General features: G+C 37.7%; 20 protein-coding genes. 6 read left to right on the top strand and 14 right to left on the bottom strand.

What is annotated here, in order from left to right:
- Positions 1-112: 112 nt before the first annotated feature.
- The 3 genes from HU137_RS06745 to HU137_RS06735 all read right to left on the bottom strand — a co-directional run bounded on the left by HU137_RS06745 (position 113) and on the right by HU137_RS06735 (position 4325).
- Positions 113-1399: a T9SS-dependent choice-of-anchor J family protein gene (locus tag HU137_RS06745; RefSeq protein ID WP_182043022.1), complete on the bottom strand. Its 1287-nt coding sequence runs from the start codon at positions 1397-1399 to the stop codon at positions 113-115.
- A gap of 152 nt (positions 1400-1551) precedes the next feature.
- The gene (locus HU137_RS06740) at positions 1552-3738 is read right to left on the bottom strand and encodes a glutamine synthetase III family protein (protein ID WP_182043021.1); all 2187 of its coding nucleotides are present in this window, start codon (positions 3736-3738) and stop codon (positions 1552-1554) included.
- Positions 3739-3917: 179 nt separating this feature from the next.
- Positions 3918-4325, bottom strand: a complete 408-nt coding sequence (locus tag HU137_RS06735; RefSeq protein ID WP_182043020.1) for a DUF4293 domain-containing protein — start codon at positions 4323-4325, stop codon at positions 3918-3920.
- Between the two features lie 193 nt (positions 4326-4518).
- Between HU137_RS06735 and rho the strand changes: the two genes are divergently transcribed.
- A complete protein-coding gene (rho, locus tag HU137_RS06730) occupies positions 4519-6189 on the top strand; it encodes a transcription termination factor Rho (RefSeq protein WP_182043019.1) in 1671 nt (556 codons plus the stop codon).
- Between the two features lie 117 nt (positions 6190-6306).
- On the opposite strand, the gene HU137_RS06725 is transcribed toward rho, so the two are convergent.
- The 4 genes from HU137_RS06725 to HU137_RS06710 all read right to left on the bottom strand — a co-directional run bounded on the left by HU137_RS06725 (position 6307) and on the right by HU137_RS06710 (position 9375).
- On the bottom strand, positions 6307-7230 hold the full coding sequence (locus HU137_RS06725; RefSeq protein WP_182043018.1) for an FKBP-type peptidyl-prolyl cis-trans isomerase: 924 nt from the start codon (positions 7228-7230) through the stop codon (positions 6307-6309).
- 186 nt (positions 7231-7416) lie between these two features.
- Positions 7417-7728 (bottom strand): hypothetical protein, encoded by a 312-nt coding sequence (locus tag HU137_RS06720; protein WP_182043017.1) that lies wholly within the window; start codon positions 7726-7728, stop codon positions 7417-7419.
- 311 nt (positions 7729-8039) lie between these two features.
- Positions 8040-9137: a DNA polymerase III subunit gamma/tau gene (gene dnaX, locus HU137_RS06715; protein WP_182043016.1), complete on the bottom strand. Its 1098-nt coding sequence runs from the start codon at positions 9135-9137 to the stop codon at positions 8040-8042.
- A 79-nt stretch (positions 9138-9216) separates the two neighbouring features.
- Entirely contained in the window at positions 9217-9375 is a 159-nt protein-coding gene (locus HU137_RS06710; RefSeq protein ID WP_182043015.1) for a hypothetical protein, read from the bottom strand.
- A 100-nt stretch (positions 9376-9475) separates the two neighbouring features.
- Between HU137_RS06710 and HU137_RS06705 the strand changes: the two genes are divergently transcribed.
- From HU137_RS06705 to ribB, 4 genes are read left to right on the top strand one after another with little or no spacing between them, the layout of a single operon-like run.
- Positions 9476-11845 carry an FtsK/SpoIIIE family DNA translocase gene (locus HU137_RS06705; RefSeq protein ID WP_182043014.1) on the top strand — a complete coding sequence of 790 codons (2370 nt, stop codon included), beginning with the start codon at positions 9476-9478 and terminating at the stop codon, positions 11843-11845.
- Positions 11846-11849: 4 nt separating this feature from the next.
- Complete coding sequence (locus HU137_RS06700; protein WP_182043013.1) at positions 11850-12476, top strand: LolA family protein; 627 nt, start codon at positions 11850-11852, stop codon at positions 12474-12476.
- Positions 12477-13940 (top strand): LptF/LptG family permease, encoded by a 1464-nt coding sequence (locus tag HU137_RS06695; protein ID WP_182043012.1) that lies wholly within the window; start codon positions 12477-12479, stop codon positions 13938-13940. It begins immediately after the preceding gene.
- Positions 13937-15076, top strand: a complete 1140-nt coding sequence (gene ribB / locus HU137_RS06690; protein WP_182043011.1) for a 3,4-dihydroxy-2-butanone-4-phosphate synthase — start codon at positions 13937-13939, stop codon at positions 15074-15076. The genes HU137_RS06695 and ribB overlap by 4 nt, the downstream gene beginning before the upstream one ends.
- 7 nt (positions 15077-15083) lie before the next feature.
- Here ribB and HU137_RS06685 read toward each other — a convergent pair whose 3' ends face one another.
- Positions 15084-16139, bottom strand: a complete 1056-nt coding sequence (locus HU137_RS06685; protein ID WP_182043010.1) for a PA0069 family radical SAM protein — start codon at positions 16137-16139, stop codon at positions 15084-15086.
- A 144-nt stretch (positions 16140-16283) separates the two neighbouring features.
- Here HU137_RS06685 and HU137_RS06680 point away from each other — a divergent pair, with 144 nt between their 5' ends.
- Positions 16284-16547, top strand: coding sequence for a GIY-YIG nuclease family protein (locus HU137_RS06680; protein WP_317169904.1), 264 nt, complete (start codon positions 16284-16286; stop codon positions 16545-16547).
- A gap of 128 nt (positions 16548-16675) precedes the next feature.
- On the opposite strand, the gene porN is transcribed toward HU137_RS06680, so the two are convergent.
- The 6 genes from porN to topA all read right to left on the bottom strand — a co-directional run bounded on the left by porN (position 16676) and on the right by topA (position 25105).
- The gene (gene porN / locus HU137_RS06675) at positions 16676-17578 is read right to left on the bottom strand and encodes a type IX secretion system ring subunit PorN/GldN (protein WP_182043009.1); all 903 of its coding nucleotides are present in this window, start codon (positions 17576-17578) and stop codon (positions 16676-16678) included.
- A 19-nt stretch (positions 17579-17597) separates the two neighbouring features.
- Positions 17598-19127: a type IX secretion system motor protein PorM/GldM gene (gene porM, locus HU137_RS06670; protein WP_182043008.1), complete on the bottom strand. Its 1530-nt coding sequence runs from the start codon at positions 19125-19127 to the stop codon at positions 17598-17600.
- A gap of 64 nt (positions 19128-19191) precedes the next feature.
- The gene (porL, locus tag HU137_RS06665; protein WP_182043007.1) at positions 19192-19866 is read right to left on the bottom strand and encodes a type IX secretion system motor protein PorL/GldL; all 675 of its coding nucleotides are present in this window, start codon (positions 19864-19866) and stop codon (positions 19192-19194) included.
- A gap of 57 nt (positions 19867-19923) precedes the next feature.
- Positions 19924-21372: a T9SS ring complex lipoprotein PorK/GldK gene (gene porK / locus HU137_RS06660; RefSeq protein ID WP_182043333.1), complete on the bottom strand. Its 1449-nt coding sequence runs from the start codon at positions 21370-21372 to the stop codon at positions 19924-19926.
- Between the two features lie 104 nt (positions 21373-21476).
- Positions 21477-22613 carry a formimidoylglutamase gene (locus HU137_RS06655; protein ID WP_182043006.1) on the bottom strand — a complete coding sequence of 379 codons (1137 nt, stop codon included), beginning with the start codon at positions 22611-22613 and terminating at the stop codon, positions 21477-21479.
- Positions 22613-25105, bottom strand: a complete 2493-nt coding sequence (gene topA / locus HU137_RS06650) for a type I DNA topoisomerase (RefSeq protein ID WP_182043005.1) — start codon at positions 25103-25105, stop codon at positions 22613-22615. Before topA ends, HU137_RS06655 begins: the two co-directional genes overlap by 1 nt.

Below are 25105 nucleotides of genomic sequence, written 5' to 3'. Positions count from 1 at the left end.
AAGTAAATAGTAGAAACCAATAAGATTTTTATTGGTTGGCGTTGGCACAAATAAAAAAAGCCTCATGGGCAACAAACTCCCACGAGGCTATAAAATTTTAAAATTTCAAAAATTATTTTTTGATCAATTTTTTCGTTTCAACGTTTTTACCGTCTGTGATTTTTACGATGTAAACACCTTTTGGTAATTCAGAAACGTTATAAGAAGTTTGGTTTCCAAAAGTTTTAACCGTTTTTCCAGACAAATCCGTAACGGTCACTGAAACTTGGTTTGCATTGAATTTAGAAGATAAATTCACTTGGAAACTATCAACGACTGGGTTTGGATAAATTGCAACTACTGAAGCATCTAGATCTCCCATGCCCAAAGTTCCAACTTCAACCATGTAGTCCTCGATTTCACCATATCCTTGGTCATCTCCATTACAAGGATCTGCAGGATAAGGATTGTCACTACCAACTGCTCCCAAGAAGAATCTCATTCTATAAATTCCTTCAGTAGCATCAGCAGGAATTGTAATAGAGCTAGTCATAATACCTCCGGTGTCACCTTCTACTAATTCAAATCTTTCACTTTCATCAAACGTTAAACTGTTATCAAAATCAATCCACATGGATACTTTTTCATACCATCCTGCTCCGATTTCCATTTCGACATCATAAGTTTCTCCAGCTATTACTTGTGCTGCTGCAACTTCAGTTGTATAATCTGAATACCCATCAACACCACAATCTGAATCATGATCAATTCCGGCAAATGTTACATTCATAATGATGTCACCATCTGAACAATCCAATGGTAAAGGCATACAATAATCTTCACCGCCGCCGCCTTCAACTACGACTTCCAAATCATCTATAGACAACCAGTCTTGATCCTCACAATCATGATGTCTAACCGCGATATAAATGGTTTGACCTGCAAAACTACTTACATCCAAAGTTCTTTCATATTGAGTTCCATTTCCATCAGGATCATCATAAGTTTCTGAAAAACTGACATCAGAAGCTTCTAAACTTACCAAATCACTTTCAGTTGCAACATAAATAGAGTAATTTTCTAAATCCCAAGATGCGGCTGCAGCTTGTACTTTCCAGTTCAACGCAATTGTCCCTGTACTTCCTGTTAAATCAATTGCCGGTGAAACTACCCAGTTATCTGGTGTCAAAGCACCTCCTTGCCATGATCTAGAAATAAGTGAAACAGGGCTAACTGGCTCACCAGTCGTTCCATCAGTTACTTGAAACATATCTCCCCAAGTATTTCCATCACCGTCTTCGTCATAAATCGTCCAATCCGAAATATCTTCATCATCGAAATTATCAGACCAAATTACCGTTTGTGCATTTACTGCCATCAATCCGGCTACCATAGCCAAAGAGAATAAAATTTTCTTCATTTTTATTAAATTAAGTTTGTTTTCCAAAAATAATTTTAACAGTATAACAAACACAATAATAGATGTTAAAATCACTATATACATGATTTATATCACAAAAAACCACCTCTCAGTTGAGGTGGCTTTTTCATTTTCATTGATTTTTGATGAATTTATTTTGTGAACAATAACTCACGGTATTTGGTCAATGGCCAGATCTCATCATCAACCAACATCTCCAAATCATCTACATCTTCACGAATCGAATCAAAGAAAGGTTTCACTTTATTGGCAAAAGCTTCTGCTCTTTTTTGTGAATCTTCAATAGCATGTGATTTTTCCATTTCAGATAACAATTGATCTACTCCTACCTTGATTTTAGAAATTTTTTCCGAAATCATTTTGATCAAATCAACTTGTTCTTTCGAAATCGATTTATACTCAGAAGAGTTAAAGATTTCTTTCAATCCTTGTACGTTTTCAATCAATTTATTTTGGTAGCGGATCGCAGTTGGGATGATGTGATTTCTAGCCAAATCTGCCAAAACCTGCGCTTCAATGTCAATTAAAGTCGAATATTTCTCCAATTTGATTTCATTTCTCGCTTCAATTTCCGTTTCGCTTAAAACCGCATTTTCTACAAACAATTCCATGAATTTAGGAAGCATTTCCACCTTCAAGGCTTCTGGAGTTGTTTTCAAATTGTTCAATTTACGTTTGGCAGCTTCTTTTTCCCATTCCTTACTGTATCCGTCTCCTTCAAATAAAATGCTTTTTGAAGTTTTGATATAATCACGTAGAACATTAAAAATCGCCTCGTCCTTCTTCAAACCTTTCTCTATCAACACATCTACTTCTGCCTTAAATTTTTTCAATTGATGTGCAACGATGGTGTTGATCACCATCATCGGCTCTGCACAGTTGGCAGTCGAACCTACCGCACGGAATTCAAATTTATTTCCGGTAAATGCAAAAGGTGAAGTCCTGTTTCGGTCTGTATTGTCCAAAAGGATTTCAGGGATTTTCCCTACGATGTTTAATTTCAAATCGGTCTTTTCGTCCGGAGAAAGTTTCCCTTTGGTCACTTTTTCCAATTCGTCCAAAACAGCTGACAATTGAGACCCGATGAAAATCGAAATAATCGCAGGCGGTGCTTCGTTGGCCCCCAACCTATGGTCATTACTTGCAGAAGCAATCGCACTTCTCAAGATATCACCATAATCATGAACCGCTTTAATCGTATTGATAAAAAAGGTCAAAAACTGTAAATTCTTTTTTGGATTTTTTCCGGGACTCAATAAATTTTCTCCGGTATCTGTACTCAAAGACCAGTTGTTGTGTTTTCCTGAACCATTCACTCCTGCAAATGGTTTTTCATGAAGCAAAACTTTAAAATTATGTCGTCTTGCAACTCTGGTCATTAAATCCATCAAAAGTGAATTATGGTCCACCGCTTGGTTAGCTTCCTCAAAAATCGGCGCACATTCAAATTGATTGGGTGCCACTTCATTATGACGTGTTTTGATCGGAATCCCCAATTTCATACATTCAACTTCCAATTCTTGCATGAAACGGATGATTCGAAGTGGAATGGATCCAAAATAATGGTCTTCCAATTGTTGCCCTTTTGCAGGCGAATGCCCCAAAAGCGTCCTTCCGGTCAATTGCAAATCCGGACGGGTATTGAACAAAGCAGAATCTACTAAAAAGTATTCCTGCTCCCAACCTAGTGTTGATTGTACTTTATTTACATTTCGATCAAAATAACGCGCCACATCGGTTGCCGCTTCATCTACCGCTTGAAGCGCACGTAAAAGTGGTGTTTTATAATCTAAAGTTTCTCCGGTATAAGAAATAAATACAGAAGGAATACACAATGTCGTATCGATCACAAAAGCACTGGAAGTTGGGTCCCAAGCTGTATAACCTCTAGCTTCAAACGTATTTCGAATCCCACCGTTTGGAAAGCTGGAAGCGTCCGGCTCTTGTTGAACCAAAAGCGAACCGTTAAATTGTTCAATTGCTTTTCCATTTCCTACCGTATTAAAAAACGCATCATGTTTTTCAGCAGTAGTCCCAGTCAAGGGTTGAAACCAATGCGTATAATGCGTAGCGCCTTTTGAAAGCGCCCATTCTTTCATCGCCGCCGCAATTTGATCAGCCACATCGCGAGGAATTTTTTCTCCTTTTTCTTTTGCCGCCACTATATACTTAAATGCACTTTGCGTCAAATACTCTTGCATCGTATCGATCGAAAATACATTTGAATTATATAATCTGGACAATTGCTCCGGAATTTCTACATCTACCGGCTCTCTTTTGAACACTTCTTTTAAAGCATGAAATCTTAATTTTGACATCTAAGTCTTGTTTTTAAAGTTTATGCTGCAAATTTATATGATATTTTAATACACACCCCTATTTTTTTTAGGGGTACTTGTGATTTTTTTTTATAATTTATAATTTAAATCTAAAAATTCACCATAAAAAAAGCAGCCCAAATGGACTGCTTTCGCGCTCATATAAAAAGTTGTTAAGTCTACCTGAACCTGTCTACCGATTTTACAAGCTTTTCATCTTTCTTGATAAATCGATTAGCTATAAACAGCAAAACAATCGATATGAAAGGAACCAAAAGCCCAATACCCTTCTCTGAGTCCGAAAACCCTCCGGGTAAATTTGATAAACCATAAGCCAAATATCCAATTAACAAAATGTTCAATATTACATTCAGTCCATTTAGTCGCATTTGTAATTTTCTGCTTTTATACAAAAAAATAGTAGTCAACGATAAAAGAGCTGAAATTCCAAAAAACAATATGGTTTCTATGTTATCTTCCGGTTGAATCCACTCATTGGTCAACTTCCATAAATCTGCTACCCAAGTGGAAATTCCGGAAACCAAAGCCGCAAAAAACAAATAAATACTCTGTTTTCTCTGTATCATTTTTCAAAATTCAGCTACAAAATTATGAATATTTTTTTTCTTTCAATTTAAAATTTATTCGTAACATTGCAGGGTTGTTCCTAACAACCTTACTTCACATAACATTTATTGGATGTTTTTCAACTCAGAATTGTTAGGATTAATCCTATAGTACACACTACATTCTTATAATTAGCAAAAATTACATACTCATATGTTTGATTTAAACGAACTCAAGACTAAAAAAGTTGATGAACTTCAGGAAATCGCTGGTAATTTGGACATAAAAAAAGCCAAACAACAAAAGAAAATGGATCTGATTTACAGCATACTGGATCATCAAGCAGACAATTCTGCCTTGCAAAAAAATGAGCCGGGAATGAAAGAAGAGCCCAAAAAGAAACGGCCTCGAAAAAGTTCAAATGCAACAGAAACCGCAAAAACGGAAATTTCAAAACCTGAAGAAAAAGAAGATAAAAAAGAAGCCATTCCACCCAAGAATGAATCTTCAGAAAATAAAACTCCTGAAAACAAAGAAAAGGAAAAACAAAACCCAAAACCCAATCCTCCTAAACAAAACAACCCCAACAACCCGCGAAACAACAACGCAAACGCCAACCAAAACAACCCCAACAACCCCAACTACAAAAAGAACCAAAATAAAAACTTCCAACACAAACCCAACAACCCCAATCAAGCGAATCAAAATAACGGCAACCAAAACCAGGAAACCACGGAAAAAAACAAATACCGTGCTGCCAACTATGAGTTTGAAGGGATAATCGATACTGAAGGTGTTCTCGAAATCATGCCAGACAATTATGGTTTTTTACGTTCTTCTGACTTTAACTATCTTTCTTCTCCAGATGATGTATATGTTTCACAATCTCAAATCCGATTATTTGGACTAAAAACCGGAGATACCATCACAGGGGAAGTTAGACCTCCAAAAGAAGGAGAAAAATATTTCCCATTGATCAAAATCAAAGAAATCAATGGTCGAACTCCGGATTTCGTGAGAGATCGAGTGGCTTTTGAGCATTTGACTCCTTTATTTCCGGATGAGAAATTCAAATTGGCAGAAAATAATTCAACCATGTCCACAAGAATTTTGGACCTTTTTGCACCCATCGGTAAGGGACAGCGCGGTATGATCGTCGCACAACCCAAAACCGGTAAAACCGTTTTACTAAAAGAAGTTGCAAACGCAATCGCCGCCAATCATCCTGAAGCTTATTTGATCGTTTTATTGATCGACGAGCGTCCGGAAGAGGTGACCGATATGAAACGAAGTGTAAATGGCGAAGTGGTCGCTTCTACTTTTGACAAAGAAGCTTCTGAGCACGTAAAAGTTGCCAATTTGGTTTTATCCAAAGCCAAAAGAATGGTCGAGTGCGGTCATGATGTCGTAATCCTTTTGGATTCCATTACCCGTTTGGCAAGAGCTTATAATACAGTTGCTCCGGCTTCCGGAAAAGTATTGTCCGGTGGTGTGGATGCCAATGCACTTCACAAACCAAAACGATTCTTTGGCGCCGCAAGAAACATTGAAGGTGGTGGCTCACTGACCATCATTGCAACCGCTTTGATCGATACCGGATCCAAAATGGACGAAGTGATCTTTGAAGAATTCAAAGGAACGGGTAACATGGAATTGCAATTGGACAGAAAAATCGCCAACAAACGTATTTTCCCTGCCATTGATTTGGTTTCTTCCAGTACGCGTCGCGATGATTTATTGTTAGACGACCCGACCATGCAACGTATGTGGATCATGCGCAATCATTTGGCGGACATGAATCCGCTGGAAGCTATGGAATTCTTGATCAGTCATATCAAAGGAACGCGTTCCAATGAAGAGTTTCTGATTTCGATGAACAAGTAGGCTTCAATCTTCCTTCTGCGGACGAAGGTTCTCAGCCTCCAATTGACAAAATCAATTGAGCATAAAGTAAAAAAGCCACCTCAATCGGGTGGCTTTCTTTATGATTTCAAGAACGATTTATTGTCCTTGCGCTTGCATTTGTTGTTGCAATTGTTGCATTTGTTCCGGAGTCAATTGCGGTTGTTGTTGGCTTTGAGCCGGCGCATCTTCAGCAGAAATCAATTCTACATCAAATACCAAAACTTCGTTTGGACCGATTTTACCGGACTGATCTCCATATTCTCCATACGCCAATTCAGATGGAATGTAGAATTTATATTTGGAGCCAATTTTCATCAACTGAAGTCCTTCTTTCCAACCCGCGATTACGTTGCGCAATGGGAATTTTGCAGGTTCTCCTTTTTTAGAAGCATCAAACTCTTTTCCATCAGCCGTTTTTCCGGTATAGTTGACCTCAACGATGCTGTTTTCAGTTGGCATTGCACCAGTTCCTTCTGTTACCACTTCATAAAGCAATCCGGATTCTGTCGCTTTTACTTTGCTGTCTTTTTTCTTTTCTTCTAAGAATTTCGTTCCTTTTTCTTTATTCGTAGTTTGGATTTTAGTCACATTATCCTGCATGTATTGACGCATGAAAGTATCGATAGAATCTTTTGCAAACAAAGGATCTTTTTTCTTTTTCAAAACATCCATCAAACCTTGAACGATGTATTTTTGATCCACAACACCTTCCAACTTTTGCATTTTCAAGAAATCTTGAATCGTTTTACCGATTTGCATACCGCTTGTGTAAGAATCTCTGGTTTTAACATTACCACTTAAATAATCATTCAATCCTTTTTGCAATTCATCATAGTTCAAACTATCTTCTTTCAAGGATTCAGAATATCCCATCACTTGCTCACCTATGTTCATCCCATAGGCATAACCCGCTTTTTGGTCATTGTTTTCCAACTTATCTACGGTACCTAAGCTTCCTCCAGATTTATTACAGGAAACCACAACCGCCGCTAAAATTACAGTCGTAATGATTTTTTTCATTTGTTTATTTTTAATTGTTTTTCAGTTGCCAAATGGAATTCGCCATTATAAATTTCAGTTAACAGAAACTCAATAAAGTTAGGCTCATTTCATTTGTTTATAAATTTTCGGCAAGTTTACGAAATTATTTAGAGACTGATGAATTTTTATTGAATTCGAATTCAGACCAATAAAATCTCAGTAGGATTATTCGTTCGAATTATAATCTAACCCAAATTCATCCTTCATTTTCAAAAGAATCGGATTTTGATCCACCATATCTTTGAATTTATCCTGATTGGTTTTTACATATTTTTTGGTGAAATCTTCGATGATTTTGGTTTGAAATTCAATCAAATGATTGTTCAATTTTTCACGTAAAAATCGCATCAAATTGTCTTTTTCCAAATCAAATTCGTTGGCAAGCGAAGCCGAGGTGAATTCAAATTCGATCTGAAAATTTTCTTTTAATTGAACTTTTCCAGTATGAAGCGCATTATAAGCCGGAATTTTATTCATTTTCAACAAATTCCCAACAAATTCATTCCATAATTCTAAAAGCCGTTCTTCTGTAAAATCAGTCTTCGGTCTGTCTTCCAGATTTTCAACAATCGGCTTTTCTTCCTCTTTTTTATCAAATATATTTTTGAGTGAAAAAGAACCTCGGGAAACATTTGAAACCGGTTTTTCTGAACGATTTGAAGTTTCTACTTGCGGAACTTTTGCAAGAGTTGATTCGACAACTTCTTCAGTTTTATTTTCTTTTGGAGTTGAATTAGAAGTAGGTAAAGCTGGTGTTGAATTTTCCTTTTCAGCAATTACCGGTGGAATTATCCTAAACTTTTTTTTTTATCAGCAGAATTTCCAACAGCAGTTAAAGAACCGATTTGCATCAAAGCAATTTCAACTGTCAAACGCTGATTTTTACTGGATTTATATTGAATATCCGTCGTATTGCAGATTTCAATGGCATCTGTCAAAAATTTCACATCACAATGTTGCGCTTGGTCCAGATATTTCAATTTGGTCTTCTCGCCTACTTCAAGTAAATCTACGGTTTGAGGAATTTTTGCTACCAATAAATCTCTGAAATGACCACCTAGTCCATTGATAAAAATATGCGCATCAAATCCTTTGTTTAAAATTCCGTTGAATTCTAAGAGCAATTCCGGAATTTGGTTTTTCAGTGCTGCATCTGTAATTCGGAAATAATATTCGTAATCCAATACATTCAAGTTTTCCGCCACCTTTTCCAGAGTCAGATTACCTGATGTAAAAGTCACCATCCGATCAAAAGTCGAAAGCGCATCGCGAAGTGCTCCATCTGCCTTTAAAGCAATCAGATGCAAAGCATCCTCTTCATAGCTGATGTTTTCTTCTTTTGCGATTTTAGCCAAATGACTTTGAATGTCCTGAATAGAAATTCTTTTGAAATCATAAATCTGACATCGCGATAAAATCGTAGGTATGATTTTGTGCTTTTCCGTCGTAGCCAAAATGAAAATCGCATGCGCAGGTGGCTCTTCCAGTGTTTTCAAAAATGCATTGAAAGCCTGTGTAGAAAGCATGTGAACCTCATCGATGATATAAACTTTGTATTTCCCGACTTGAGGCGCAAACCGAACTTGGTCAATCAGATTTCGGATGTCGTCCACGGAATTGTTTGAAGCAGCATCAAGCTCAAATATATTAAAAGCAAAATCCTGATCTTCTCCACCTTCCGCTCCGTTTTCTTCATTGATTTTTCGTGCCAAAATCCGTGCACAAGTCGTTTTCCCAACTCCTCTCGGCCCACAAAAAAGCAAAGCCTGAGCCAGATGATTACTCGAAATTGCATGCTCGAGTGTTTCTGTAATGGTAGATTGCCCCACTACATCTTCAAACTGTAGCGGACGGTATTTACGAGCAGAAACAACGAAATTTTGCATAAGGAATACAAAGGTAAACGAATTTTTAAGATGGGAAAGTTAGAATGAAATTTACTACTCATGAATTGGATGTAATTGATCACTCCGGAAAAACCGATTTCCAATCTTTTTCCATATCGATGATCGTCCAACCATTTCGCTTAGCTAATTCCAAAACATGAATTACCATTTCTTTATATGGGCTTTCTGTTTTATATTTCGGATTGGCTTGGGTCAATTCTTTGACTTTTTCAAACACAAAAGTAATTTGAGATATCAGAAATTGAAAGAACCGATTTCCGTCCAACCTACTAACCGATTTTTTCTTAATTTTGTCAGTTGAAATTTTAACCAAAAAAATGGACGAACCAACGCTGATTACTCAAACCAATTCAAGGAAAAATGTAGCCAAAACGATACTGGGCGTACTATTTACTGCTATCGGACTTTTTTTATTGATTTCCTTTGTTTCCTATCTGCTCAATTTTCAAAACGACCAAAGCCAACTCGGAGATTTTTGGAATCGAGAAATCGTAGCGGACAATATGATGGGGAAAGTTGGGGCGTATATGGGTGAATTGTTCATTTACCATGGAATTGGCGTTACCGCATTTTTCTTGCCTATCTTCCTGATTTTATTGGGTTTAAAAATCATTTTCAGGTTCCGACAAATCAAACCTTTTAAACTTTTATACAATTGTTTGTTCTTTTTGATTTGGTTGCCAATTGCACTTGGATTTGCCACAAAAATTGGCATTTTACATGGTGTCATGGGTTTTGAAATCAACGATTTCCTGGATATGCTCATCGGGAAAATCGGAGTTGGAATTACACTTTTGGTAAGTTTGATTTTGTACATCGTAATCAATTGGCGGATTACTCCTGATCAAATTGCTTCAACTATTGAAAAGAAATCAAAAAATTTAGACAAAGATGAATTGGACATCGAATTAAAAGAAAAAACGGTTGAACCCAAACTAACAGAAGAAAAAGAAAATCCAACCGATAAAAAAATCACGGAAAATTTTCTAGATGAAGCCATAAAACCGGTTGAGAAAATCGTTTTGGAAGAAAAAAAACCAACGATCGTACAACCGGAGCCAACACCTGAAATCATTCCTGCCAAAGACGAAAACGATGTGGCGCTCACCATCGAAAAAGTCCAACATGAAGATGAAGTCGAAAAAATTGCCGCCGATTTGGTTCAAAAACATGGCGAATACGATCATCGTTTGGATTTACCGAAATTTAAATTCCCCACTTTGGATTTGCTCCGCAAATACGAAACGGGAGACAATGTGACGGTGAACCAACAAGAATTGGAACAAAATAAAAACAGAATTGTCGAAACGCTTGCTAACTATGGAATTGGTATTTCCCAAATCAAAGCGACCATAGGTCCAACGGTAACTTTATACGAAATCGTTCCAGAAGCGGGAATCAGAATTTCGAAAATCAAAAATCTGGAAGATGACATCGCTTTGAGTTTAAGTGCGCTCGGAATCCGTATCATCGCACCAATTCCGGGAAAAGGAACCATTGGAATCGAGGTACCAAACAGCAATCCGACGATCGTTTCTATGCGTTCGGTGATCGCGTCAAACAAATTCCAACAATCCAAAATGGATCTTCCAATTGCATTTGGGAAAACCATCGAAAATGAAACTTTTGTCGCCGACCTGGCCAAAATGCCTCACCTTTTGATGGCAGGAGCTACAGGACAAGGAAAATCAGTTGGTTTGAATGCCATCATTGCTTCATTGCTTTATAAAAAACACCCGACCGAATTAAAATTTGTGATGGTCGATCCCAAAAAAGTGGAATTAACCCTTTATTCAAAAATAGAACGCCATTATTTAGCCAAATTACCGGATAGCGAAGATGCAATCATAACCGATAACACCAAGGTAATCAACACATTGAATTCGCTTTGTATCGAAATGGATGAACGTTATGAATTGCTAAAGAACGCTTACGTCAGAAATTTAAAAGAATACAACGAAAAATTCAAAAACCGCAAACTGAATCCGGAACATGGACATCGATATTTGCCTTATATCGTTTTGATCGTGGACGAATTTGCCGATTTGATCATGACGGCAGGAAAAGAAGTGGAAACACCGATTGCGAGATTGGCACAATTGGCACGTGCAGTTGGGATTCATTTGATCATCGCAACACAGCGACCTTCCGTAAATGTCATTACCGGAACGATCAAAGCCAATTTCCCGGCGAGGGTTGCCTTCCGTGTCACGTCCAAAATTGATTCAAGAACGATTTTGGATTCGGCAGGCGCAGACCAATTGATCGGGAAAGGAGACATGTTGTTTACGACCGGAAATGAATTGGTAAGGTTACAATGTGCCTTTGTCGACACACCAGAAGTAGATGACATTACGGATTACATCGGTTCTCAAGCCGGATTTTCAGATGCTTTCTTGTTGCCGGAATATGTGGGCGAAGATGGTGGAAGTCCACTAGATATCGACTTGAGCGAGAGAGATGCATTATTTGAAGATGCGGCTCGCGTCATCGTTATGGCGCAACAAGGATCTGCTTCTTTATTGCAACGCAAATTAAAGTTGGGATACAACCGTGCCGGAAGGTTGATTGACCAATTGGAAGCAGCCGGAATCGTTGGACCATTTGAAGGAAGTAAAGCCAGACAGGTGCTGATTCAGGATGATATGAGTTTGGAACAGTTGTTGGATAATTTGAACCAAAATTAATTCGATGCAAAAATTTGTATTTTCCCTATTGACAACGTTATTTATTTCTGTTTCAATTCAAGCGCAAACCGCACAAGAATGGATGGAGAAATTGAGTCATACTTATCAAAATATTCCGACTTATTATATCCAATTTGATTTGGTAGAAACTGGAAGTTCTGCGGTACACAAAGGAGAAATCTTTGCGGCGAAAGAACGTTATAGTCTAGATGTGATGGACATCAAACAAATGTATGATGGAAAAACACTCTATACCGTTTCAAAAGAGGACAAAGAAGTCACGATTTCTACTCCGGCGGCTGATAGTGATGATTTATTGACACCGACCAAAGTTTTGAAAATGTACAAAACTGGTTTCAAATTGGAACTTGAAAAAACGGAAACCATCAAAGGTGAAAAAGTTCAATTTGTGAAACTGACACCAACTTCCAAATCGGAAATCAAAATGGTTCAAGTTGGCATCAAGACCAAATCCAATTCATTATATACGTACAAAGAAACATACCAAAATGGTCATACGAGAACATTGACCGTAAAAGATTATTTAGAAAATTTAATTATTCCACGTGCTTTGTTTAAATTTGACCAATCAAAATATGAAAAAGACGGCTACGTCGTAACCTCTATCTAAATGTTCAGAAAGCTTGATTGGTACACGGTTAAAACATTTTTAGGACCTTTTTTCTTTATTTTCAGCATATTGTTTTTCATTTTCATCGTCCAGTTTGCCTGGCAAGAAATGGAAAAATTTGCCGGAAAAGGATTGAGTTGGATTACCATCGGTGAACTTTTATTGTATTTAGGCATCAACGTTATCCAGTTGGTGCTTCCATTGGCGATTTTATTGGGTTCTATTATGACCTTTGGTGGACTAGGTGAGCGATATGAATTGGCAGCGATGAAGGCTTCCGGAATTTCATTGGCAAGAATTCTTCTTCCACTATTCACGATAGTGAGTTTGATGTCGATTGGTCTCTATTTTTTTGGGGATCACGTGATGCCTTATTCGCAACGCAAAGCAAAAAATTTGGCTTATAACATCGTCAAAGCCAATCCTACACTACAATTAGTGGAAGGCGCTTTTATTGAAAACATTCCCGGATTCAGCATGAAAATCAGTCAGGTTTCGGGTGAAGAAAAAGATCAGTTGAAAGATGTTTTCATTTTCCAAGATGGAAAGTTTGATGAGGACAAAAGAACCATCGTCGCTGATCACGGAACTTTAAATCGCGATAAAGATGACATCCGTTTGTTAAAAATGGTGTTGGTAGATGGCAATATTTATGTGGACCAAATCAAAGGAAAAAATGGACAAGAAAGGAAAAACCAACCCAACCAAGCCATCAAGTTTGATACTTTGACCCAGTACATCGATATTTCTGAAATCCTTCAAAAAGCCATGGATGAAGAAAACATACAGGATCATTATAAATTTTTGAATTCCAATCAATTGGCCAAGAGAATTGATTCCATGCAGTTGGATTATCAAAAATATTATGACCGAATTTACACCAACAATATTTCAAAGAACATTTATGGTTCAGGCGGAATGGATACGATAAAAATTTCGGAAACGGACAAATTACCTCATTCACTGGATAAATTATCCCAACCCAAACAAAATCAAATCATCAAAGAGGCGCTGGAATTCATCGATCGAGAAATTGACAATTACAAATACCAAGGTGATGAAATCACCGGAAAAGTAAAATTACAGGCCAAACAAAAATTACATTTTCACCGAAATTTCTCTTATGCATTTACCTGTATCGTCTTTTTTTTAATCGGAGCACCGCTTGGCGCGATTGTTAAAAAAGGAGGAATTGGGATGCCAGTTGTGATATCGATCGTGATTTTTGTGCTTTATTACATCATCAATTTTTCTTCTGAAAACATGACCAAAAATGGGATTTTACATCCTACCTTTGCTGCATGGTCGGCAAATTTGATATTTTTCCCCATCGCATTGGTGCTATTTTACAAAGCCAATAACGATTCGGGACTATTCAATTTCAGCAATTATTGGGATCCAATTGCCAAATTTTTCACGAGATTCCGCAAACAAAAAGAAACAGAACATAGCCGTTATCAATGATGGAAACAATAGCAGACAAAATTCAATTGAACACAATCGCAGAAGCGCTAGAAGAAATCCAAAATGGAAAAGTCATCATCGTTGTCGATGATGAAGACCGTGAAAATGAAGGAGATTTTATCGCTGCAGCCGAAACCGTAACTCCCGAAATGATCAATTTCATGGCGCAGCATGGCCGAGGTTTGATTTGTGCGCCGTTGACCATCGATAGATGTAAAGAATTGGATTTACAATTGATGGTTTCGCATAATACGGTTTTGCATGAAACCCAATTTACAGTTTCCGTCGATTTCAAAGGAAAGGGCAATACGACTGGAATTTCGGTTCAAGACCGTTCCAATACCATAGAAGCTCTCGTTGATCCCAACACCCAACCGGAAGATTTGGGTCGTCCCGGACATATTTTTCCGCTTCAAGCCAAAAATGGCGGTGTACTTCGAAGAGCCGGACATACGGAAGCTGCGGTTGATTTGGCGCGATTGGCAGGTTTTCAGCCGGCTGGAATTTTAGTAGAAATTCTCAATGAAGATGGAAGCATGGCCCGTTTGCCGCAATTGATCCAAATCGCAGAAAAATTTGATTTGAAGATCATTTCGATTCAAGATTTGATTGCCTATCGTTTGCAGTATGATTCGTTGATTGAACAAATTGATAGTTTTCCGGTAAAAACTATTTATGGCGATTTTCAATTGATTTCTTATAAACAAACGACCAATAACCAAATTCATTTCGTTTTGACAAAAGGTGAATGGGAAAAAGAAGAAACCGTTCCACTTAGAGTGATTTCGTCCAATAGTTATTATGATCTTTTTTCAGCATTAGAATTTGGGGAAACGCCACAACTCGAAACCACCAGTAAAATCATCAATGAATATGGAAAAGGTGCGATGATTTTTATCAATAATGTTTCTGAATCTGAATTGCTCATGAGTAAAATGAATCAATTCCGTCAATGGGTGGAAGGAAAAGCGGAGAAAGGAATCATTCCAAACGACATGAAGGACTATGGAATCGGAGCACAGATCATCCAAGATTTAGGCATTAAAAAAATCAATTTGATCACCCGAAATCCTAAAAAAACTCAACAAAATGTGGGTGGATTTGATATCGAAATCGTGGAATACACTTGTTTGTAAAATAGTCTTAAAACAAAGAAAGTTGATCTGCATTTGAGCCCACAAATAAATCAGTACTTAATTTTTCCCGTTTGGGTTGATCTTTAAAATATTTTTGTCTTCCGATTTTAAACGTTTGGTGAATCATTTCTGCATAATTTCCATTTCCAACATATCGTTTTTTTGCCCATCTCTCATTTAAATTTCCACTATGGATGGAACGGATTTGGTTAAGAATTTTCTCTTTTCTATCCGGAAAATGCGCTTCTAACCAATGAATAAACACAGGCTCTACTGTATCATTTAAACGAACCAATGTATACCCGAAATCAACCGCTCCCAACGCTGAGACTTTCTTAAGAATTTGGAGGATTTCGTCGCTGTTTAAGCCGGGAATGATCGGTGCGACCATCGCAATTACTGGAATCTGGTTTTGGGAAAGAATTTCAATTGCGCTTAGTTTATTGGTAATCGCAGAAGTTCGGGGCTCTAATTTTTTGCGCAAATCTTCATTGATCGTCGGAATACTGATAGCAACATTTACCAAATTCATTTCTGCCAATTGCTTTAAAATATCCAAATCACGAAGAACCAATGCGTTTTTGGAAATAATCGAAACAGGATGCTTGTATTTCAAACAAATCTTTAAAATCTTCCGTGTGATCTCCAATTTTCTTTCTATCGGTTGGTAGCAATCTGTATTGCCGGATAACATAAAAGAATGCGGCTGATAGTTTTTCTTTTGAAATAATTTCTCCAATAATACTGGCGCAGTTTTTTTTACCATAATCTTTCTTTCAAATTCTACTCCTGCACTATAACCCCAATATTCATGTGTAGGACGGGCATAACAATAGGCACATCCGTGTTCACAACCTTGATAGGGATTGATGGAATATTCAATTGGCATATCTTTTCGTTTTATAACGTTTAAGATCGATTTTGGAAATACTTCGAGAAATTCGGTTTTTACAGTAGATTCTTCGATTTCGTCTTCATAAAAGGTAGAAACGAGCTGATTTCGTTCAAAATGATTTTGAATATTTTGAATCGCACCTTGTCCTTTTGTTGCTTTTGAAATCATATTTAAAATTACAAATTGAAAACGTCAATTCATGTCATTGTTGATAAAGTAGGTTTGTTAAAATTGGTCAAATTAATCCCTGAGGTTCTCGAAGGGAACAATTGAAAGAATTTTGTAAATTTAATTTCACTAAAATTCCAACTTATGAAAGGCTGGGTTTATATACTTTTATGTTCTGATGGTAGTTATTACACCGGAAGTACAAATAATTTGGAACAAAGAATACTACAACACCAATCCGGACAAGGCGCCAATTACACAAAAAAAAGATTACCCATTCAATTGATTTATGTGGAGGAATATTTGAGAATTGAGGATGCTTTTTACAGAGAAAAACAAATACAAGGCTGGAGTAGGAGAAAAAAAAAGCTCTTATCAATGGCATTCCCGAATTGCTTCCAAATTTAGCTTTAGCTTATCGAGATCTTCGAAATGAAGATAATGAAAGTCTTTGATTGGTGGCTTCGAGAGCCTCAGCCACCAAAAAAAATCCGCCAGTAAAAACTGACGGATTTATATTTCATTCAAATTGAATTTTAATAACTCCACATATCGGCTTCCGACTGTAGGATACTTTCCCTGATTCGGTCACTTTCTTCAAGCTGACCTTTAGAGTTTTTCGGGATGTATTCTTCTATCGGCGTGATACCATACATGGTTTGTGCCTTATAAATGACCGATGAGAATCGTCTTGCATTGAGCAAATCATCAAAGGTGATACTGGAAGATGAGTTGTTTGGGTTGAATACCGTATAGTTGTTTAGCACTTCACGGGCGTCCGGATACCAGATCCAGAACATTTCTACAAACACGCCATCATCAAATTCAGTTCCGATGGTTTGCGCGTCCGGTCCCATGATACACAATCCCAAAAGACGGTATTTCATTTCACCTAAACGACGGTCTATGTACCACATCCCTTTCAATTTGATCATTTCGATGTCTTGAGAGTCCATCTCAAATTTAAAGATAGCAGCCGGATCTGGTTCTTCACCGGCATCGATCATATCGTAATAATACTGTTGCGTATCGATACGATTGGTACGATCAACGATTTGCTGATAGGTCATTTTATTCGTAAAATACTCATCATCATACACTTGCTGGATCTTACCGGATTCTACACCTTCTACCAATGCATCAAATAAAGATGCAGATTCGGTGATCAATCCATCAGATGCACGGTAGTAGGGTTGATTCAAACGTTCGTTCAAATCGATGACTTCCCAAACTACTTTTGACCAAATGACGTCTTTATCTTCAATAAAACCGTATTCGAGTGGCTCAGCCACTGTACTCACTGTATCTCCTGCTTCGGTAACTTTTGTTTTGTTGGCTCGTTGTTCTCTGAGTTCGTCAGGAGACATGGAGTTCAAAACATTCTGAGCAAAACCCAGTGATGTTACCATACTCATAATTCCGAAAAAAAGACATTTCATGATGAAAATATTTATTTAATTATCTTACTTCAATTGTAATTGGTGATGCTTCACCCGTAATTCCTGTTGAGCTCTTATACTTAATGTTAAATATGAATACGGCATCTCCTTTTTTGGCTTTGCTAGCAGCAGAACCTATGGTTGTACCATTCACAGAAGTTGTAGGTTGACCCGGAACTTTCACTTTAAATGAAGTTACTGTAGCGGTCATGTCAAACAAGAAGTCTGGCCAGTCTACACGTACTGTTTGGGCTGCAATACCATTTGCAGGAACTGTAATATGTGTTTTCCCTAAGATTACACCACGTGCTGGTGGAACTGGTTTGATACGGAATTCTTGCGTTCCTGAAACTTTTTTACCTGTTGAAGTGGTTGCAGAAGCAGTAAATGTTACTGTATTTCCAGAACCTGGTCTGAATACATATTTACCATTTGATCCACTTAAACTTCCTGAAGAAGCACTCAAGCTAATGGCGCCATTTGCTCCATTTACTGTTGCTGTGATAGGGTTATCTAAGTTACGGTAAACCACATTCATCTTATCTGCAGTAATTACCGCACCACTTGGTGGCTTAACGATGGTTTCTGATACTACTTCATATTCTTGAGAATAAGGAATAGAAACATCTTTTCCATCAGGACCTTTATAAGTCATCGTACCGGAAACGGTTCTTTTCCCTGGTGAACCAGCATCTAAATTGAATTGGGCAACGCCGTCTGTCAAAGTAACGTTTGCTCCATTTACTGAAACTGTACCTTGCAAAGTATTGTCAAATGCTCCAAAAGCAATTTTACCTTCAACTTTCTCACCCACTCTAACAAATGGTGGAACCATTACGATAGGTTGGAAAGCTTTCAATTCGATTTCGTCTTGAAGTTTGTTGGCCAATAATGTTCTTACCAAGTTTCCTTCTTCCGTACGGATATCGGATTGAATTTTAGTCAAATTCGCCAAACCGGCAACCATTGGTTGGTCATAGAATTGGTCATTTAACCAAGATTTTCTACCACGGTCTTCCGTGCTGAAGATATGTTCTACACGCTCTTTATCTCGTGCTGAAGTTGCGTATTGTGTTGCCATAAATGTTTTATAGTCATCGATCGCTTTCTTCAACTCAGCTCCTTTAGCTGTTGGTGTATCTTGTTTAGCAAATAATAATTTAGTGATCACATCTACATTCTGTAAAGAGTTGTAGTTGGTCTCTACTTCATCACCTGCTCCCCATTCAGGAAGTTGATATTCCTGTTCATCCATAATTGTTTTTTTGATGCCCTCAATTACATCAAATACTTTATTGGACTCTGATTTTACTTGATCTGCTTTTCCTTTGATCGCTGCATAATCAGGATCATCTGCGGCTTTGTTTACGATTTGCTCGTAAAACGTTGCGTTATTTTCTGCTGTTAGTTTGGATGAATCATCCAAAGTAACTGTTATCCCTTCAAAAGATCTTAAGACTTGACGATCGACCTGCATGGCCATCATAGCGATGAACACAAGGTACATCAAGTTAATCATCTTCTGACGTGGTGTCTGTTTACCTGCCATTTTTATTTAATAAGTAGATTGTTAAACATTTAGTTAAATTTTTTAGTTAATACAAAATCCGTAATTAACTTCCTTTCATCGCCGACAACATACCACCGTAAACTTTGTTCAAGCTGTTGATGCTTTGTGTCAATGACTCCAATTCTTGCTGGAATTTCTGAGAACCACCTGCTGATGCTTCCATTTCCGAAATGAATTGTTTGTTTAATTCTACTTGTTTTTGACCACTTTCCAATTGAACTTGGTAAAGTGCGTTCAATGATTCCATATGGTTAGCGGCAAGGGCTAATTGATCACCATATTGTTGTGTTGCAGCAGCAGCACTGGTTGTTTTGTTGATTTCGTTTACTGCAGATCCGAAGTTCTCAATTCCAGAACGCAATCTTTCCATCAAGGAAACATCCAATTTAGCCTCACCCAACATTTTATCTAATTTCTGAGAAAGAGACATATTGTCTGATTCTTCTACAACTTTTTGTGCTTTTTTTACTACCGGTGTTCCATCTAACAATTCAGGATAAGCTTTTTCCCACTCATACTCACCTTTTGGTTTGTCAAATGCAAAAATCGTAAATACGACAACCTCCATTCCCATACCAATCAATAAGATGATAGAACCATCCAATGGACCAAGTGAATAGTGGTTAATCTTACAAAGAGCCCCCAAAATTACGATAGCCGCCCCAATACTGTAAAAGAAGTTTAAGTTAACATCCTTTTTGCTCGCTTTTAATGCCATAATTTAATTTGAATTTGTGTTAATTAATTAGTGAATAATTGTTTTAATTCTAAGTTTTTATCTTTTCTTTCTAAATTTAATTTTTGACCCTTCAGGGAAAGATTGAACGGTACGGAATCCGATGTAACTTCTTGCAGAGTCAGAATGTTCCCAATCCCTTGCACTTACCATCAATAGATATCCGATGTCTTTCCATGAACCACCTCTAATTGTTTTGTTCTCACTATGATCACGTGACATGGTTGGATTTAATGTAGAAGTCATTTGGTAAAAAGATTTGTCATAAGCCGAACTTGTCCATTCCGCAACGTTTCCGGCCATATCATATAGTCCATATCCGTTTGCATGGAAAGTTTTTACCGGACCTGTGTACATATATCCTTTTCCTTGTTCCTCAACATAATCTCCTCTTTTTGGTTTGAAGTTCGCCAAATAACATCCTCTGTCATCTGTCAAATAAGGACCTCCCCATGGATACGGCGCATCTTGTAGACCACCTCTTGCAGCATATTCCCATTCGATTTCAGTAGGCAATCGATAGTCGATTACTTTATTGGACGCTCCTCTCTTTTTCTTTTTTGTAGAAAGGAAATCATTGTGTTTCTTTGATTTATAAGCACAGAAAGCCATCGCTTGATCCCATGAAACACCTACTACCGGATAGTCCGAATAAGCTTCATGCCAGAAATAATTTTCATGCATCGGGTCGTTATGTGAATAGTTGAAATCTCTTACCCAAACTGTCGTATCTGGATAAACGTTCACCTCTTCTTCATGACGGAAATCGATGCGGAATGACTCTCCATCTTTTCCTTCTCTTGCTGCTCCTTCTTGGTCAACCCAAACATATTTGAATTTCAATTTTCGTACATCAACCAATCGTTCGTTGTTGAATCGCTCTTCCGGCGGATAATAAAGTGCATCAATTGCTTCTGCATAATCGATGTCCGGATATTCGTATTTGTCCCAAAACAATTCTTGGTTCCAATTTAATTTTCTTTGATCTACTGGCAAATCACCTTCTCGACCTGTAGCCTTTGAAGCTACATATTCATCCCATGGTGTAGACTCTCCGTCCTCACCTCCTGAAACATATCGAAATGCTGCAATCCCAGTTGCATCGCCAGAACCGCCGTTTGTAGGATCAAATCCTAATTCAGCAGCCTTTTCAGCTAACATGGTTCGAGCGATAGAATCTTTTACATAATCGACAAACACGCGGTATTCGGAGTTCGTAGTTTCGGTATCATCCATGTAAAAACCGGATACCGACACCGTACGAACCGGGGCATAATTGTCAAACGTAAAGTCGTAGTCGGTCTGTCCCAATACAAACGAACCACTTGGAACCGGCACCATCCCCTTTGGGCGTTGTGGCGTCCAAGATGACGATTTAGATCCTACAATCTGACCATCGTCTTTCCCTCCATTTCTTCCCTTTTTTAACATGTTACAAGAAGAAAGTGAAAAGGATAAAATGATAACTGCTACCAATGCTTTATTCATCCTCATTTTTTTTTAAGCGTGTAAATCTATTATAATTTTACGATTCTCCAAAATATTATTTCGTTGGCATTTAGCTAAACGAATAATTCTATATTTTATTGTTATTAATACAATTTTTTGAAAGATTTCCACCATCTATCCGGAACCTTTCCTTTCAGCGAATCTTCATAATCTTTTAATGAACAAGGAATTACTTGCTTCCCTAACGGCTCCGCATCATTCATCTCTCCTAATTCCATCCACCATTGATCTGCTTTTGTATCTCTGTAAAAAACCAAATCCTGCTCCGGAATCTGCACAAAAAATGTTTCCAGTGATTCCCCTTTTTCAAAATTTATTTGCTCTGGCACGTGGTTTTTCCCTTCTATAAAATACCAAAGAATCTCCGCCACCAATAATTCATCTGACGGAATGTTTTTCGCTTTGAAATTATAAACGCCAAAAGACCGCACTTTATTGTTTATCCCTGCATATCTTGCGATAGAACAAATCTCTCTGGAGTTAAATCCATTGGGCGACAATTCAACTGTAGAACGAAAATCAGAGGATTGAATGGCCTCCAAATTCAAAACCACCACATCCGAATTTCGCAATTCAGGCTCTGCTTCCTTGACGTTATCGGTCAATTTCCCTAACCGCTTCACATCAAAATTCAAATGCTCCATCAAATCCAATTCTTCTTGGGCTACAAAATAAGTCTGGTATCCCAAATGATGGTATTCAAAAAGCGTATGCGGCTCATTTGTGATGATTTTGCTGAAATAATTTTGGGAATGCAATTCCTGACCATCATTTCCCAACCGAAACCGATTGTCCACACAACTTAAATTCACCGTATGTTGAATCACATCAAAAGCCCTAAACTGTGTATAAACCAATTCAGGAGCACCTCCTAAAATGATTAGAATAGATCTTTTCTTTAACAATTCTTCTTGAATCTTTAAAAATGCAAAATGGGTATCTTCCCTAGTTGCGCCTGCGTGTAAATCACCCAGATCATACATCTCTAGATTCCAGCCTCCTTTTTTTAATTGATAAAAAGCTTTTCGGATCGAATCAAATTCCAATTCATCATTAAAACTCTCCTTCCCACCTCGGGTATCTCTTACACCCAAAATCACCAAAGCATTCTCAGCAATCTCTGTATCAAACCTCAATGAACTTCCGATTGAAAATTGATCCAATTCAGCAGCCAAGCCTCTTAATTCATCTGAAACCGGCGTTAAAAATTCGTTTACCATTATTTTTTCTTAGTAGATTTTTTAGCAGGTTTTTTAGCATCCAATAATTTTTGGGCTTCCGCCAATGTCATTTTGGTCACATCTACTTCTTTTGTCAATTCGATCTTCATTTTTCCTTTGATCAAATTATGCCTTCCCCATCTTGCTTTCTCGATTCGGATTCCTTCCGCTTCCCAATTCTGTACAACTTTTTCCGCTTCTTTTTTCAGTTTCGCTTCGATCAATTCGTTGATATCTGATTGAGAAAGATGGTCAAAATCATATTTCTTATTGACATTGATATACAAATCATTCCATTTGATAAATGGCCCAAACCTCCCTTTTCCTTTCGTCACATCTAGGCCATCATAAGTCGCAATCGGCGCATCGGCTTTTAATTTTTCTTCTACCAATTCAACGGCTCTTTCCAGTGTAATCTCCATCAAATCTTCTCCCTTTGGAATGGAAACAAATGTATCTTTAAATTTGATATAAGGACCAAATCTTCCCACATTGGCTTCTAGCGTTTCACCTTTAAATTCACCTAAATTCCTTGGCAATTCAAAAAGTTTCAAAGCCTCTTCAAGCGTAATATTATGAATGGATTGCGTTTTCAACAAACTCGCAAATCTCGGTTTCTCTTCGTCTTCTGCTTCACCAATTTGGATCATCGGCCCAAATCGACCGATGCGCGCAAAAACCGGTTTCCCTGACTTCGGATCTTTTCCCAACTCTCGCTCTCCCGTAGCACGTTCTGCCGTTTCTTCGACCTTTTCAACATTGGAATGGAACTTGCTATAAAATCCATCAATCATCGAAGTCCATTTCTCTTTTCCTTCCGCGATATCATCAAAACTTTCTTCCACTTTTGCCGTGAAATCATAATCCAAAATGGTTTGGAAATAATCCACCAAAAAGTCATTTACCACAATTCCTATATCCGTTGGCATCAACTTCCTTCTGTCTGCACCATAAGTTTCGGTTTCCAATTTCTCAGAAATTTTTCCTTTTTTCAAAGACAAGGTTTGTAGTTTTCTTTGTTCACCATCCAAATTCCCTACGATTACATAATCTCGGTTTTGAATCGTCGAAATCGTAGGTGCATAAGTGGAAGGACGACCGATGTTCAATTCTTCTAATTTCTTTACCAACGAAGCTTCTGTATATCTCGGTGGTGATTTGGTGAATTTTTGGGTTCCAAATATTTCTTCTGCGTTCAAATCCTCTCCTTTTTTAACATCAGGTAAAATAGGCGCTGAGCTTGTCGAAGTATCATTTTCCGCATCTTCATCGTCAGCAATTGTATCTTGGTAAACTTTTAAAAACCCGTCAAATACGATGATTTCGCCTTTTGCTTGAAAGATTTCTTTGTTTTTTGTATTGTCGATGTCGATAATCGTTCGTTCCAATTCCGCATCGGTCATCTGACTTGCAATGGCTCTTTTCCAAATCAAATCATACAAACGTCTTTGAGCGTCATCTCCACCCGCCGATTTCACTTCGAAATTGGTCGGACGGATGGCTTCGTGCGCTTCTTGTGCCGATTTATTTTTGTTGGTATAATTTTTTGGGGAACTGTATTTCGAACCAAATTCCTTGGTAATCGCATTTTCAGCTGCTGCAATCGCATCTTGTGACAAATTCACACTATCAGTTCGCATATAAGTGATCAAACCCGATTCGTATAATTGTTGCGCAACGCGCATGGTTCTGGAAACCGGAAAACCTAATTTCAACGATGCTTCTTGTTGCAAAGTGGAAGTAGTGAATGGTGCGGAAGAAGAACGTTTTGCAGGTTTTTTCTGCAATTCTTTGACTTTAAAATCAGCATCTACACAAGAATTGATAAAAGACTGCGCTTCTTCTAGTGATTTGAATTCTTTGGTCAAAACGGCTTTCAAAGATTTTTTTTCTTTGGTCAGAAATTGCGCCGTAAACTTAAAACTCGATACCGGTTTGAAATTCTGAATTTCCTTTTCTCTTTCTACGATCAACCGAACAGCCACAGACTGAACACGTCCGGCTGAAAGTCCCGGTTTGATTTTTTTCCACAAAATAGGTGAAACTTCAAATCCAACCAATCGGTCTAAAACGCGTCTTGCTTGTTGCGCATCGACTAAATTTTCATCAATCTTTCTTGGATTATCAACCGCTTTTTGAATTGCTTTTTTTGTAATTTCATTGAAAACAATTCGATGTGTATCCTTTTTTTCTAAACCTAAAACATTGTACAAATGCCAAGCAATTGCTTCTCCCTCACGGTCTTCATCGGATGCCAACCAAATGATTTCTGCTTTTTTTGTTAAGTCTTTGAGTTTTTTGACAACTTCTTTCTTTTCGGCTGAAACTTCATAAATCGGTTTGAAATTATTTTCGATTTCGATTCCCATTCCTTTTTTCGGTAAATCGACGATATGACCATAACTGGATTCGACTGTAAAATCGCTCCCCAAGTAGTTTTGAATGGTTTTGGCTTTTGCAGGTGATTCGACTATGACGAGGTTCTTGGGCAT

The sequence above is a fragment of the Moheibacter lacus genome (assembly GCF_014042165.1).
Classification (GTDB): Bacteria; Bacteroidota; Bacteroidia; order Flavobacteriales; family Weeksellaceae; genus Moheibacter; species Moheibacter lacus.
The sequence above is the reverse complement of the archived record's forward strand: the minus strand, read 5'-3'. Positions and strand labels throughout refer to the sequence as shown.